The 13,905-nt window shown below is 62.6% G+C and carries 13 protein-coding genes and 3 pseudogenes; 8 read left to right on the forward strand and 8 right to left on the reverse strand.

All coding sequences use genetic code 11. The annotated features are described in order from the left end of the window. The first annotated feature begins 951 nt into the window (after window positions 1–951). Complete coding sequence (locus ACLP9N_RS15615; protein WP_442408273.1) at window positions 952–1,401, forward strand: hypothetical protein; 450 nt, start codon at window positions 952–954, stop codon at window positions 1,399–1,401. A gap of 348 nt (window positions 1,402–1,749) precedes the next feature. Here the strand turns inward: ACLP9N_RS15615 and ACLP9N_RS15620 are convergent. The 4 genes and pseudogenes from ACLP9N_RS15620 to ACLP9N_RS15635 all read right to left on the reverse strand — a co-directional run. Continuing rightward, window positions 1,750–1,904, reverse strand: a pseudogene (locus tag ACLP9N_RS15620) (IS3-like element IS987 family transposase); the annotation flags it as partial. A 391-nt stretch (window positions 1,905–2,295) separates the two neighbouring features. Then, the gene (locus ACLP9N_RS15625) at window positions 2,296–2,919 is read right to left on the reverse strand and encodes an MBL fold metallo-hydrolase (protein WP_442408274.1); all 624 of its coding nucleotides are present in this window, start codon (window positions 2,917–2,919) and stop codon (window positions 2,296–2,298) included. Continuing rightward, window positions 2,919–4,004, reverse strand: coding sequence for an S-(hydroxymethyl)mycothiol dehydrogenase (locus ACLP9N_RS15630; protein ID WP_442408275.1), 1,086 nt, complete (start codon window positions 4,002–4,004; stop codon window positions 2,919–2,921). Before ACLP9N_RS15630 ends, ACLP9N_RS15625 begins: the two co-directional genes overlap by 1 nt. Before the next feature lie 22 nt (window positions 4,005–4,026). After that, on the reverse strand, window positions 4,027–5,190 hold the full coding sequence (locus ACLP9N_RS15635) for an NAD-dependent formate dehydrogenase (RefSeq protein WP_442408276.1): 1,164 nt from the start codon (window positions 5,188–5,190) through the stop codon (window positions 4,027–4,029). A gap of 162 nt (window positions 5,191–5,352) precedes the next feature. Between ACLP9N_RS15635 and ACLP9N_RS15640 the strand changes: the two genes are divergently transcribed. After that, the gene (locus ACLP9N_RS15640) at window positions 5,353–6,291 is read left to right on the forward strand and encodes a LysR substrate-binding domain-containing protein (protein WP_442408277.1); all 939 of its coding nucleotides are present in this window, start codon (window positions 5,353–5,355) and stop codon (window positions 6,289–6,291) included. Window positions 6,292–6,328: 37 nt separating this feature from the next. Here the strand turns inward: ACLP9N_RS15640 and ACLP9N_RS15645 are convergent. Continuing rightward, window positions 6,329–6,475: pseudogene (locus ACLP9N_RS15645) on the reverse strand (hypothetical protein); the annotation flags it as partial. A gap of 248 nt (window positions 6,476–6,723) precedes the next feature. Here ACLP9N_RS15645 and ACLP9N_RS15650 point away from each other — a divergent pair. Then, window positions 6,724–6,942: pseudogene (locus tag ACLP9N_RS15650) on the forward strand (ArsR/SmtB family transcription factor); the annotation flags it as partial. Window positions 6,943–6,947: 5 nt separating this feature from the next. Here the strand turns inward: ACLP9N_RS15650 and ACLP9N_RS15655 are convergent. Continuing rightward, window positions 6,948–7,640: a CAP domain-containing protein gene (locus ACLP9N_RS15655; RefSeq protein WP_442408278.1), complete on the reverse strand. Its 693-nt coding sequence runs from the start codon at window positions 7,638–7,640 to the stop codon at window positions 6,948–6,950. Window positions 7,641–8,010: 370 nt separating this feature from the next. Here ACLP9N_RS15655 and ACLP9N_RS15660 point away from each other — a divergent pair, with 370 nt between their 5' ends. Beyond that, entirely contained in the window at window positions 8,011–8,145 is a 135-nt protein-coding gene (locus ACLP9N_RS15660; RefSeq protein WP_442408279.1) for a hypothetical protein, read from the forward strand. A 193-nt stretch (window positions 8,146–8,338) separates the two neighbouring features. Here ACLP9N_RS15660 and ACLP9N_RS15665 read toward each other — a convergent pair whose 3' ends face one another. Next, a complete protein-coding gene (locus ACLP9N_RS15665; RefSeq protein ID WP_442408280.1) occupies window positions 8,339–8,776 on the reverse strand; it encodes a lipoprotein LpqH in 438 nt (145 codons plus the stop codon). A 74-nt stretch (window positions 8,777–8,850) separates the two neighbouring features. On the opposite strand from ACLP9N_RS15665, the gene ACLP9N_RS15670 reads away from it, so the two are divergent. Further along, a complete protein-coding gene (locus ACLP9N_RS15670; RefSeq protein WP_442408281.1) occupies window positions 8,851–9,171 on the forward strand; it encodes a hypothetical protein in 321 nt (106 codons plus the stop codon). Window positions 9,172–9,258: 87 nt separating this feature from the next. Here the strand turns inward: ACLP9N_RS15670 and ACLP9N_RS15675 are convergent, their stop codons facing one another. Further along, complete coding sequence (locus ACLP9N_RS15675; RefSeq protein ID WP_442408282.1) at window positions 9,259–9,525, reverse strand: TetR/AcrR family transcriptional regulator; 267 nt, start codon at window positions 9,523–9,525, stop codon at window positions 9,259–9,261. Window positions 9,526–10,778: 1,253 nt separating this feature from the next. On the opposite strand from ACLP9N_RS15675, the gene ACLP9N_RS15680 reads away from it, so the two are divergent. From ACLP9N_RS15680 to ACLP9N_RS15690, 3 genes are read left to right on the forward strand one after another with little or no spacing between them, the layout of a single operon-like run. Next, window positions 10,779–11,567, forward strand: a complete 789-nt coding sequence (locus ACLP9N_RS15680) for an MlaE family ABC transporter permease (RefSeq protein WP_442408298.1) — start codon at window positions 10,779–10,781, stop codon at window positions 11,565–11,567. Continuing rightward, on the forward strand, window positions 11,564–12,418 hold the full coding sequence (locus ACLP9N_RS15685) for an ABC transporter permease (protein ID WP_442408283.1): 855 nt from the start codon (window positions 11,564–11,566) through the stop codon (window positions 12,416–12,418). Before ACLP9N_RS15680 ends, ACLP9N_RS15685 begins: the two co-directional genes overlap by 4 nt. 4 nt (window positions 12,419–12,422) lie before the next feature. Continuing rightward, window positions 12,423–13,895, forward strand: a complete 1,473-nt coding sequence (locus ACLP9N_RS15690; protein ID WP_442408284.1) for an MCE family protein — start codon at window positions 12,423–12,425, stop codon at window positions 13,893–13,895. Window positions 13,896–13,905 lie beyond the last annotated feature (10 nt).

The raw sequence follows: 13,905 nt of genomic DNA on the forward strand, positions 1-13,905 counted from the left end.
CGCCCGGCGCTGACGAAACCCTAGCGAGCCCCCGTCAGATCCTGCTGTGCAGATTTGTGCCCCACACCAGCTGGACACGCCACGCGTCGATGCCCGACAGGCCGAACTCGGGGTCGGACGGCTCCTGCCAGAACCGGACCGGATCGGGCCGTTCCCCAGCCCCTTCGGGCTGGCGGTCCGGTGGAGCCTCATCCGAGCCATTGGAGGGCTGTACACCATAAGCTATAGACGCCAAAGATGTTGGCGGACAGCCTGGTACGGAATGCAAGGCTGTTAATCATTGATAATGACGATTGTCCAAGAGTTGCTACGCTGAAAGTGGTGTCGGACAGCCCTATTCAGGCACATCGGTTCGGAGCGGAGCAGTTCGTCGACCATCTGCAGCACTGATGCAGCGCCGACTTCCGTCGCTGTCACGTGACGCAATGCCATCCTTGCGGGAAGGCGCGCACACCGAGGGGCAGAGCATGCCGAAGTGACTTCAGATGCGGCCACCGAAGAAATGACACGAATATGAGACAAAAGCCTGATGACATGACGTGAGACACCGCGCATTACCGCAAGTCGAAGAAGCGCGAGATGACAGAAATTTTGAGAATCGACAGACTTGTGTCGGTTCTCAAAACCGTTGTCACAGTCTCACTTTCGTGTCATCGAGCATACCAGGTCGGGTCAAATCACGCGTATGCCGGCTTGATGGATAACAGCAGTTATCCACGACTTCCGACGCGTGTCAGTTGAATAGCGTTCACCTTCGAGCAAGAGGTGTGTGGTTCGTGGGCTGGTCGAAAACGGTTGGTGGCGGAGTGCTCTGGTGAGCGCGCTTCGGTGTGGATCGGGTTGTGTTGGGGGAGTGCGGGACTGGGAGACGTGGTAGGGGGACAAATGGGGACATGGTGATGTTGTGGGTGATGGTAGAGACGCGGGTTGACCGCGCCGTAAGGTGCGGCCATGGCGAATATCAACTCGAAAAACGCAGCGCGCAAGAAGGTTCGCCAAGCGCAGGCTCGGGCCAACGAGGCTCGGCAGGAGCGTGAGCGGCTCAACGTCGATGACGCGGCGTCGTTTCTGGTCGAGCTGGGCCGCCTGGCGGCGGTCGACGAGTGGGAGCAGGGCCGTGTGGCCGAGATTCGCGCGGAGGGAGAGCGGCGCCGTCACGAGCACCGCCAGGGGGGCGCGGCAGCGGTGTCGCGCATGCTGGATCGCGGCGAAACTCTGACCGCGATCGCTGAGCTGGCCGGCGTCAAAGTCAGCGATGTGCGCGCGGTGCTGAAATCGGCGGGCGCACAGCCGGTCGTGGCTCCAGACACACGAAGCGGGCGAGGCGGCGCATCGGACGCGGCCAGTGCCGCGCCGGACAGCCGTGGGCGTGGCGCGCTCGGCGATGCGCCCAAGCTGTAGTGGGGCCGGAGGCGGGTGGGATGCGCTTCAGCCGGCTACTGCCGCAGGTGTGGGTGCGGCTGGCTGTGGTCACCTCAGGATGCTTGAGGGTTCCGTCCTCGGATGACGGGTCGCATTGTCGTATGTTCTGCCGGCCGCGACGAATGCGCTGTCGTTCAACCGATGGCAGCACGGCTTCTGCTAACACAGCCAGGGTGGTCCACCGACTGCAACTGTCACGGTCGACGTAGTTGGCGATTATCGGCCCCCCCGTCCGTAGTAGTAGCTAGGTTCTCAAGTCCCGTGTCCAATTCTTAAATGAAATTGAACCGCATCCCGGTGAGTCCGGAGGCTTCCTGGTGTGAGGACTCAGCCGGCGGCTGGTCTCCGGTGTTGAGCGTAATAGGCGGTTTCTAGTTCGACCGGTGGATATCGCCGCAGTACTCGTAGAGTCGGCGCCGGGCGAACCAGTCGACCCATTCGGCGGTCGCCAGCTCGACTTCCTCGATGGTGCACCAGGGCCGTGGGCCCCCGCGGTCGTGGCCCAGCTGGCGCGCACGGTCCGCTACTCCCATCGCGCCGCTCCGCTGACGCCGACGGGTGGCCAGCTCGGCTTGCCAGGCGACTTCCTTCTGGATTCTCGCGGCCAGGCAGTAGCCGTCAAGTACGGCCTCCACGCCAGCGACCAGTGGTCAGTCGATCAGCTGCTCGCACATGCCGCCACCGCACGAGGTCGCTCCGCAACTGAGCAATCTTGAACATGCGTAGCTGTCGCGCCGTGACGCGACGAAAGTGAGCTAGCTCGGTATGCCGCCAACGTGTCGCCGCTACAGAGCGTGGGCGTCCCCGCAAGGGGCCGTTGAGGCAAGTCGGATATCGGGCAGCCTTCAAGAATCTTGGCTGACCCGGGTGTTGTTAGTGGCCTCTGGCTACCCATTCGTCGTAGTGCACGATCTCGTCGCCGATGCGTGTGGTGTCGCCGTGGCCGGTGTAGACGACGGTGTCGGCGGGAAGGGTGCCGAGTCGGCCCGAGATCGACTGCAGGATGGTTGGGAAGTCCGAGAAGGATCGCCCGGTGGCGCCGGGTCCACCGGAGAACAGGGTGTCGCCGCTGAAGACGGCGCCCAGTTCCGGGGCGTGCCAGCACACCGATCCGGGGGAGTGCCCCGGGGTGTGCAACGCCCGCAGTTCGGTGCCGGCGACACTGATCGTCTCATCGTCTGATAAGGCGCGAAAGTTCTTGTCCGGATGCGTCATCCGCCATAGCACGTCGTCGGCCGGATGCAGCAGGACCGGCGCGTCGAGCGTTTCACCGAGTTCGGGAGCGACGGTCACGTGGTCGTTGTGGCCATGGGTGCACACCACTGCCACCACGTTGCGCCCGTTGACAGCCGCCACGATCGGTGCCGCGGTGTGCGCGGCGTCGAAGACCACGACGTCGGAGTCGTCGCCGACCAGCCAGATGTTGTTGTCGACTTCCCAACTGCCGCCGTCGAGTTCGAAGGTGCCGTGGGTGACGATGCGCTCGATGTCGGCCATCACAGCATCACCACCGAGCGCAGCACCTTGCCATCGTGCATCTTGTGGAACGCCTCCTCGACGTCGTCAAGGCCGATGCGCTCAGACACGAACTTCTCCAGCGGCAACCGGCCCTGCAGGTAGAGGTCGATCAGGGTGGGGAAGTCACGTTCGGGCAGGCAGTCGCCGTACCAGGACGATTTCAGCGCACCGCCGTGCGAGAAGAAGTCGACCAGCGGCATGTCGAGCCGCATATCCGGTGTTGGAACACCCACCAGCACAACGGTTCCGGCGAGGTCGCGGGCGTAGAAGGCCTGCTTCCAGGTTTCCGGCCGGCCGACGGCGTCGATGACCACGTTGGCGCCGAAGCCGTCGGTGAGGTCCTGAACGGTTTTGACGACATCCAAGTCGCGCGCGTTGATGGTGTGGGTGGCGCCGAATTTGCGGGCCCAGTCCAGCTTGGTGTTGTCGGTGTCGATCGCGATGATCCGTTTGGCGCCGACCAGCGCCGCCCCGGCGATTGCCGCGTCGCCGACGCCGCCGCAGCCGATGACCGCGACGGTGTCGTCGCGGGTGACCGCCCCGGTGTTGATCGCCGCGCCGATGCCGGCCATCACCCCGCAGCCCAGCAGACCCGCCACGGCCGGGTCAGCGGCGGGGTTGACCTTGGTGCACTGGCCGGCGCGCACCAGCGTCTTGTCGGCGAACGCGCCGATCCCGAGCGCCGGTGTCAGCTCGGTGCCGTCGGTCAGCGTCATCTTCTGCTCGGCATTGAACGTGTCGAAGCACAGCTGCGGCCGCCCGCGCTTGCAGGCCCGGCACTGGCCGCACACCGCGCGCCAATTCAGGATGACGAAATCGCCTGGTTCGACCGCGGTTACGCCCGCGCCGACGGATTCGACGGTGCCCGCGGCCTCATGGCCGAGCAGGAACGGGTACTCGTCGTTGTTGCCGCCCTCGCGGTAGGTCAGATCGGTGTGGCAGACCCCGCACGCGGTGATGTCGACCACCACCTCGCTCGGACCGGGATCGGGGATGACGATGTCGACCACTTCGACGGGTTCGCCCTTTTTCCGTGAAATCACGCCACGCACTGTCTGACTCATTGCTGCGTCCTTCTCCGGACTGTCACTTGGCGCTGGTGCTGTAGGAGTGCGCACCGGTGCCCGCGAGCTTGCCGCCCTCCACTATCAGGTACTCGTCGCGGATCTTTGTGCCTGCGAAGTAGGACTCCAGGATCTCGCGGGTGCCGGCGGCGTAGCGCGCCTGCGCCGACAGGGACGAGCCGCTGATGTGCGGGGTCATACCGTGGTGGGGCATGGTGCGCCAGGGGTGGTCCGCGGGTGCGGGCTGCGGGTACCACACGTCCCCGGCATAGCCGGCGAGCTGACCGCTGTTCAGTGCCCTGACGATTGCGTCGCGGTCGCAGATCAGTCCGCGTGCGGTGTTGATGAGGTAGGCGCCGCGGCGCATCGTCGAAAGCAACTTGTCATCGAAGAGGCCGCGCGTCTGCGGGTGTAGCGGGGCGTTGATCGTCACCACGTCCAGGTTGGGAACCATCTCCTGGGTGGTTTCGTAGAACGTCAGTCCCAATTGTTTTTCAACGCTTTGAGGTAAGCGGTGCCGGTCGGTATAGCTCAGGGTGACATCGAATGGTGCCAGGCGCCGCAGCACAGCGAGCCCGATCCGGCCCGCCGCCACGGTGCCGACGGCCATCCCTTCCAGGTCGTACGAGCGCGCGACGCAGTCAGCGATGTTCCAGCCGCCGTCGCGGACCCATTGGTTCGACGGCAGGTAGTTACGTACCAGAGAGAGAATCATCATCACGACATGCTCGGCGACGCTGATGCTGTTGCAGTAGGTCACCTCGGCGACCGTAACCCCGTGCTCGATGGCAGCGTCGAGGTCAGTGTGGTCAGAACCGATCCCAGCGGTGATGATCAGCTTGAGGTCCTTGGCCTTTTTGAATCGCTCCGCTGTCATGTACGCGGGCCAGAATGGTTGCGAGATAACGACTTCGGCGTCGACGAGGTTACGCTCAAACGCCGATCCCGGCCCTTCCTTGTCGGAAGTGACGACGAGTTCGTGGCCGTGCGCCTCGAGGTATTTCCGTAGACCGAGGCCACCGGAAACACTGCCCAGCAGCTCACCTGGACGGAAGTCGATTTCCTTTGGCGTTGGCAGGGTTTGACCATCGGGATAGCGATCGAGTTCGGGCAGTCCGTCCCGCGCGTAAGAATTCGGATAACCGTCCACGGGGTCGTCGTACAAGACACACAGGATCTTTGCCATGGTGAGTTACCTCCTCGTAGCAGCCCGGCGGTCCACGACCAGCCGCGTCTATCGCACCTCGGCCACTATTGGTGCAAGGCAACTCTTGGGTCAATAGCATAGTTTTCTATTCATTGATAACTATCAGCTATCAAAGTTTTTCGATTGAGGGAGCCGGGTCCCATGCAGATGCGCTATCTCGAATACTTGGACGCCCTCGCACACGCGCGACACTTCGCCCGTGCCGCGGCGACCTGTAACGTCTCGCAGCCCGGCTTATCCGCGGGTATCCGCAAGCTGGAGGCGGACGTCGGGGTGCAAATTGTGAAGCGAGGACGGCGATTTAACGGATTTACTCCCGAGGGCGAGAGGGTGCTGCAGTTAGCGCGGCGAATGATCGCCGAACGCGATGCCCTGCATCAGGATTTGGCGAATATGAAGGGAGCGATGTCGGGCACGCTGCGCATCGGGGCCATTCCAACGGCGCTGACGGCGCTGTCGTTGCTTACCAAGCCGTTCTGTGACGAGCACCCCTTGGTTGCTCTGACCGTCCGCTCGCTGTCGTCGGAGGAAATAGTGCACGGGCTGTCGGAGTTTGAGCTGGACGTCGGACTGACCTATGTCGACGGCGAACCGCTGGGGGCGGTCCGCACGCTTCCGCTCTATGAGGAGCGGTTCCTGTTGCTCACGCCGCGGGACACTCCCATCGGCGGCCAGGAATCGGTCGCGTGGCGACAACTTGCCGGCCTTCCGCTCTGCCTGCTGCCAAACACCATGCAGAGCAGGAGGATTCTGCAACGTAACTTCACCGATGCGGGGATCACAGTCACCCCCAAACTAGAATCCGACACGATCTCGGTGCTTTATGACCACGTAGCGGCACACAACTGGTCGACCGTGATCGCCGACGCTTGGCTGCGGGTCCTAGGCATCCCCGATGGAATGCGCGCAATCCCGATGGCAAGACCTCGGAACAGCTTCCACGTGGGCATAGTGTTGCCCGATCGAGAGCCTGCTTCCATGCTTGCCGGAGCGCTGCTGGACGTCACCGGCTGTCTGGACCTGGCCGGGGAATTCAGGTCGGTGCGGCACCAAGGCGGGGTCGTGCCGAGGCTCGCGTAACTTGAAACGCTAATCGAACTTCACGGCGCTGCGTCACTTACGTTGTCGCGGTTCCAAGCGCGCTGAGCAGCGCGAATTGATCAACCATAACCCGGTCTTCGGCGATCTTGTTGTTTCGAAAGGTTATGCAATGCACGAGATCCCACTGGGCGGACGCGGAGGTTGTCGCAATGCCGAGAAAGTCTGCGCGGTGTTCCGGACACGGTCACCCAGGACACGACCTTTTGCTCCTCCGCAATCATGTCGGACGCCGTGAGCTGCAGATCAGGTAAGGCTGTTATGAGCGTGCCGATAAAGGCGCTATTGCATCTCCCACTTCCGTCGCTGTCACGTGACGCAATGCCGTCCTTGCTGTCAACTCCGGTCCAATCCTGACCCTCTGGCTCCGAGTGACTTCTGACGCCCTCCCGTTGCATCCACGGCTGTGCGGAGATGTTATCGCCGGATAGCGACGAGTGTGTCGAACGTGGAGTTCGGGCGATTGGAGCTGGCGCTTGGGCGGCGGCGTTGTTCCGATCGCTGAGTGAGCAGTCGCGGTTGGCGATTGTGCGACGGTTGGCCGAGGGGCCAGCGCGGGTGGCCGATCTCGTGGCAGGGTTGGGTTTGGCGCAGTCGACAGTTTCGAAACATCTTGGCCTGCAGACGGAATGTCCTGCCTACTGCGGCGGATTGCCGGGCGGCGGGTATACGCCCCGCAAGATCCAAGGGAACCAGTTGATGCCGAACTCGAGCTCGTCGCTGGCGTCGTAGTCTGGAGACGGATCGATCGGAATGTTCGCCGGGCTTTGTCCGGCAGCCAGAGGCGATGGTTGCGCTCCGCCTGGGCTGTTCGGGACTGGTTGCGGCGGCTGGCCGTAGACGGCTACCACGACGGTGCGATCTGGGCTGTTTTCCGACCACACCCCGATTTGCGAGTTGGCGCAGCTGGACATGATGGCGTTGTAAGCAGGGTTGTAGTACCACCGGTTGAGCAAATCGTTGCCGCTAATTGCTATGGATTGATTGACCGCCACTGTTTCCGCGGCCTGACCACGGAATCCGGCTGCGGCGGCACGGTCTTGGGGGGTAGAGCCGTCTGAGCCGATGTCACCGTCAAGGTTTCGGTTGGTCAGCACATCCCTGGTATGCCGCTGCGCGGCGAGTTGCAGCTGCGGGTTGATGCGGACGTCGTTGGTGCAGCCTGCCTGATGCTGCATGGTGTAAACATTGGCAACGACACCGTCGTTGAGCCGTTTGTTGTTGGGTATGAGCGTGTTGTTGTCGCCATCCGCATGTGCGGCGGTCGGGCACCACACGATGCCAACGGCGGCGATCAACACGGTGGGCAGGGTCAGCGGCCGGTGGTGCATGTCGTTTCCTCCTTGTTAGCCATCAGCAGCGACGGCTGCTGATGGGCGGCGGAAGTTCCGTGCGACCAGCTACTTCCTCGGGCGCGGTGACCACGTCACGGTCCATCTCCGTTCGGGGCACCGAGAATCCGACAGATATATTACGCTTTGGGTGCGGTGAAGCAATAGAAACCGTTTCCTCGAGTCGCTGTCACGGCGCGGGGCCACCACCGACTTCGAGCACTAGCGGCCGAGGACGATCGCCTTCACGATGCGCAACCCTATCTGGTGCCGCGCCGGTTGGCCGCTGAAGCCGGACCGGCCTCCACCCGGGTCATCGCCGAGTTCATTGAAGTCAAGGCCATCCACCGGTTGCGCGCGGGCACTCGCGGTGGACGATCCGAGCTACCGCACCGTCAAGAGCATCCTCGCCGCTGGCACCGAACGCGACGGCATCCCTGAGGCCGCACCGCCCCGGCCGCAGCGCACCTGCGTGCCCGCCAGCGTTCGACGCCAACGCTGGTGAGACCGAGTGAATCTCACATCGTATCCGTCTGTCTTGCAACACCATTCGACCTGAACCAAGGACAGACCTAGGTCCGAGGCTCACCCCTGGGGGAATTACGTGACAGACACCCCGCCGGAATTACCTTGCCTTCGACAGGCGATAGCCTATGGCTCGCCGCGGCTGCCCAGCAGTTGCTTCTCTGGGCCAGTGATCAACACGCCACCCGGATCGCGAATGTCGCGGTGGTCCTCACACTGGGCTTGTCAGCGGCGAACCCGTGGACAGTACCGCGGATTGTGTACATGTTGCCCGTCATACTTACGTCGGCTTGGTCGTCGAGCCCTTCCATGGAGCTCCCGGTGAAGTCGCCCAGATTGTTGATGTTGATGGATTTCGCACTAAGCCCAGTTTCGTTGGATATTAGTGCCGTAATGCCCGCTGCCGTGTCACCAGCAGTGATTGTGGTTATCGCTCCTATCGGCGCGCACTTCACCGCGGTCGTCGCGGGCAGATCCTTGTCGTTGATCGTCACCTTCGCAGTTCCTGACGGTAGTGTGCCCGGCGAAGGTGAGGCGGGTGGCGACGAGCACGCCCCGACTCCCACCGCGATCGCAGCGGCTGCCGTCGCGTTGAACAACCGTCTGTGCACAAGCCCACCTCCGTGCAATCAATTTCGTCCACGTCCGCAAGAGAAAATGTAACCGCTGCGCGCGGGCTGCGGTGATGAACCGCTCAACCAACAGCTGGCGGCCGAACTTTCCGATCGGGCTGTGGGCGAGGATGCAGGGAGGCGACGAGCAAGTTCCGCAGCACGCCCTCGTCACCGCCGTCCTCGGGCGGGGCTGGTTGGGCGATGAGGCTGAAGTTAATCCGGACAATCCAGCGCGTGAGCGTATCAGCCGGAACGTCGCGCCGGATTTCGCCGGCAACCGCAGCAGACTCGACGCGTCGCACGAGCGCGTCAGCAAGTTTGGCTCTCCACAAATCGGAGGCTTCGGCGGCGTGGTATGCAGCTCCGAGGGCCTGGTGTTCTTCGATCAGTGACCGCATGATCGGTGACCTACGGGCGACGTCGTTGCCCCGAAGGCATGCTGCGACCAGCTGATCCAGGAACGGGTCGTCCGTCTGCCATCATTGTTCAACGGCTTCCATGGTGGCGGCGAGCACGCGCACAAAAGACGCTGCCAGCAGTTGGTCTTTCTTCGAGAAGTAGTAGTAGACCGTTGACCGGTGCACACCAGCGCGCCGCGCGATGTCGCTCATCCGGGTGCGGACCGGCCCCTTTTCGGCGTAGCACGCATCGGCAGCGGCCAGTAACCTTTCGCGCGCCTCGTCCTCATCTGTTACCGAGTCGGCGCCCGACGAACCCGCACGGTGTTCCTTGCGGTGAGCGGTCACAAGAGCAGCCTATGGCCTTACCGGGCCAGTTCGGCCAAGCGTCAACGGGCCGGCCGGAAACGAAGGCGCACTCGAGGCCGCATTCCCATCGAGTCGACAACCCGCGGCTGGTGGCCGTGGCCCGCTGGCGTCCAGCGTCGGGCAGATGCCTTCACACTCGTCAGCAATGTGCTTAAACCTCCTAAAGACCTAACTCGATATATAGATATATGTTTTCCTGTTGTGGCCCGATTGGGCATCGCCGGTCATTCGCAAGTTGCTCTTCAAGCGCCGTCACCTTAAAGGCGGGAGGGGGCGACCGGCCAGCCGTTTGCAGCTTGCAATTGTCCAACCGCTTCGGGGGACATGTTGAGAGTTGTTGACGTGGTCTATACGGCGAGATTCCGGGCACCAAAACCTCGGGCCCGCTTCCACCGGCGCCCCGTGGGCACCCGTGCCGCCCTCCAGAACCGCTGGTCATAAGGTGTAGGGCAGCTGCCATGGCGTTTGCGTGGGTAGCCGCGCCGCGGACAAACTGCGGCCCCGGAGTTTGCCTTGCGAAACATGCGTCATCACCTCAACTATCTCGTCAGCTCTTTATTGCTGGACGCGTGCGCGATTTGAAATAAATGTCGCCATAATTGACGCGCCCACGTTGACAAAACGCAATGTGCGACTCGCAGAATATTCATCTAATGTGCGACCAGCCAGATTCGGTTGCCAAAGCAAGCCGAATGATTAGCCGCATTTATAGAAGTAAATATGGAAGCGAACCAATAAACACTCAGCTAATGTTTAAGTGTCAAGTGTCGGCCTTCATCACGCCGGAAATGGTTGCTCGAATCCAGCTCAGCCGGGAGGCGGTTCGAACCCCAGCGGTACGCCTTTACTGGGCGGCACCTGGTAGATAGCCGCATGTCAGAGGGACTACGGTGCCGATCTCCCGCGAGGCACGGGGCCGCCGGATTCATCAATGATTGCGACATTAAGATTAAAATTGTCGGACCCCGCAGCAAATCGGGCATAGTCCTACGGGTGTCTAGCGCAAAACGGGGTTATCGAGATTGAAAGAGGTATATGTTGCCCGCTATGAAAGACGTGGTGTACCGTCCCGCTGTGCCGTGGGCCACACTGTGGAGGGCGGCTCCTGTCTTTAATCCGCAACGGGGAGGATTTGCCGCTCTAATGCCGGCCGAGACTAGATACGAGCGGGTGCACTAGTGGTTGCCACGGACACAACAGCTGCTGCGGCGGCCACCGGTTTGCCGACGGTGGTGTCGGATGCTGCGCCCCCCAGGTTCGGGCCAGCAACCTACGCCAAGCCGCTCGGTGAGGTCGGCAGTTTCTTTGCGTTGTCGCTGGACGTCATGATGCAGATGGTGCGTCCGCCCTTTGCCTGGCGTGAGTTCGTCCATCAGACCTGGTTTGTGGCACGTGTGGCAATCGTTCCCACAATCCTGTTGTCGATCCCGTTCAACGCGTTGAGCACGTTCATCCTCAACGTCTTGCTAGTTGAGATCGGCGCTGCCGACTTTGCCGGTACCGGCGCTGCCCTGGGTGCGGTCACGCAGATCGGCCCCGTCGTGACAGTACTGGTCGTTGCCGGAGCCGGCGCTACCGCAATGTGCGCCGATCTGGGCGCCCGTACCATCCGTGAGGAAATCGACGCCATGCGGGTGATGGGCATCAACCCCATCCAACGACTGCTGGTGCCGAGGGTATTGGCGCTGACGCTCAACGGGTTGCTACTCAGCTCCGTCGCGATCATCATCGGCTTGGTCGTCGGCTATTTCTTCTCCGTCGAATTCCAGCACGTCAATCCGGGGTCTTATGCGGCGAGCCTCACGCTGGTCGTCGGGCTTACAGAGACCCTCATTGCCTTCGCCAAGGCGGCCTTGTTCGGCCTTACTGCCGGCTTGATCGCGTGCTACAAGGGCATCAGCGTGGGCGGCGGGCCGCAAGGTGTCGGCAACGCAGTCAACGAAACCGTGGTGTACACGTTCGTAGCGTTGTTTGTAATCAATGTGTTGCTGACCGCAATCAACGCAAAGGCATCGATGTGAGCGCCGCCCCCGCCGCCGCTCGGGTGCCGCGGCTGTCCAGCAGGCTACGCGGTTTTGGTGTTCGGTGGAATCAGCTCGGCAGCCAGACAGCGTTCTACGTCAGGGCGCTGGGCTCCACCGGGCAAGCGATCGTCCGCTACAAAGTGGAGACGCTTCGCCTGATCGCCAATATGAGTCTGGGCGTAGGTGCGCTGGCGATCATAGGCGGCACCTTGGTGATCGTCACCTTCCTGACGTTGTCCACCGGTTCACTTGTCGGCATCCAGCTGTACCGATCGTTGTCCGACGTCGGCGTGCAGGCGTTGAGCGGTTTCTTCTCCGCCTACTTCAATACCCGCGTTGCCTCGCCGCTGATCGCCGACGTGGGTTTGGCGGCCACCATCGGCGCTGGTGCCACCGCGCAGCTGGGCGCAATGCGGATCAACGAGGAGATCGACGCACTCGAGGTGATGGGCATCCGCACGATCAGCTATTTGGTGTCCACCCGGGTGGTGGCTGGCGTGCTGGTCGTCATTCCGTTGTGGTGTATGGCGGTGCTTGCCGGCTATCTGGCCACCCGGACTCTCGTCGTCTTCGTCTACGGGCAGGCTCCCGGTGTCTATGACCACTACTTCCATACCTACCTGCAACCGACCGACCTGATTTGGTCGTTGCTGCAAGTCATCGCGGCGTCAACCGCGATCATGCTTGTGCACACCTATTACGGTTTCAACGCTTCGGGTGGACCGGCCGGTGTTGGTGAGGCGGTCGGCCGCGCCGTGCGGACATCGCTGATCGTGGCGGTCGCAGTGACGTTGGCGGTCGCGCTGGCGGCCTATGGGGTATCCGGCAACTTCAACCTATCCGGCTAGCGACATGAAACAAAAACGGCGCGAGGCAGGTCTGCACCCGGCTCTTTGGACCTTCATCCTGTTGGCCTGCATCACCACGCTGACGATGCTGACAAGTGCCGCATTCCATAGGGACTTGAGGCCCTACGCCAGGGTGACACTCACATCCGACCGTGCGGGTCTGGTCATGGAACCCGGGGCGAAGGTGAAGTTGCGCGGCGTCCAGGTTGGCCGGGTCGCATCGATTCAGTCAGGTAACCCGGTGAAACTTCAGTTGGAACTGTATCCCGAGCAGCTCAAATACATCCCGGCAAACGTCGGAGCCCAGGTCACCGCCACTACCGCATTTGGCGCCAAGTACGTCGATCTGCTCACTCCTACCGACGCGAGCCCGAAACGGCTGACGGCGGGAGCAGTAGTGGCATCGCGGAATGTGACCACCGAGGTTAATACGGTGTTCCAGAACCTGGTCGCTGTGCTGAACCAAGTCGACGTCTCGAAGCTAAACGCTGTCCTGACGGCCGTGGCCGAGGGGTTTCGCGGCAAGGGCGAAGCCATCGGCGAGGCCACCACCGACTTGAACCAAGTGCTGATGGCGATTAATCCCCGCAGCGGGACCATCCAGGCCGACTACCGCGCGCTCAAGGGGTTTAGTGACACCTTCAGTGCGGCGGCACGCAACATCGTGACGGTGCTCGACGCCGCCAGCACCACGAGCGCGACGATCACCACCAATGCCAAGCAACTTGACCAGTTGCTGCTCGACGTCAGTGGGCTTTCGCGTACCGGCACCAATCTGATCGGCCCGAACAAGGACAACCTGGTGCATGGGATCAATCTGCTGGAATCCACCACCCGCCTGCTGATGAAATACAACCCGGAACTCACCTGCACGCTGGTCGGCGGAAAGAATGTCGTCGATTTCGGCTTCCTGGACGTTGCCGGCGGTCACAACGGATATTCGGTGATCCTGGACGTTGCGGTGCTCTTGGGTGATGACGCATATACGTTCCCGGACAATCTGCCGATCGTCGGCGCCAAGGGCGGCCCCGGCGGCCAGCCCGGCTGCGGATCGTTGCCTGACGTGTCCAAAAACTGGCCGCAGCGCTACCTGGTCACCAACACTGGATGGGGCACCGGGATGGACATGCGGCCCAACCCCGGTATCGGGTTCCCGGGATATGTCGACTACTTCCCAGCCACCCGTGGGGCACCCAAACCTCCGAGCATCCGCCACCCGGGCGGCCCGGCGCCAGGTCCGATCCCATACCCGGGTGCTCCACCATATGGGGCGCCGCAGTACGCCCCGGACGGGACACCGTTGTATCCCGGCCTGCCGCCGGCACCACCGCCGGGCAGGCCACGCGAACCCGGCCCGGCACCGGTGGGCTCGGAACCCTTTGTGCCGGCCGTGCCGGGCGGCCCGCAACCAACGTGCGGAATCGTTACCCAGCCATGTGTACCGCCGCCGCCGCAGCCTTACGCGCCCACACCCTGACGCCGAAGCG

The sequence above is a fragment of the Mycobacterium sp. genome (assembly GCF_052144515.1).
GTDB lineage: Bacteria > Actinomycetota > Actinomycetes > Mycobacteriales > Mycobacteriaceae > Mycobacterium.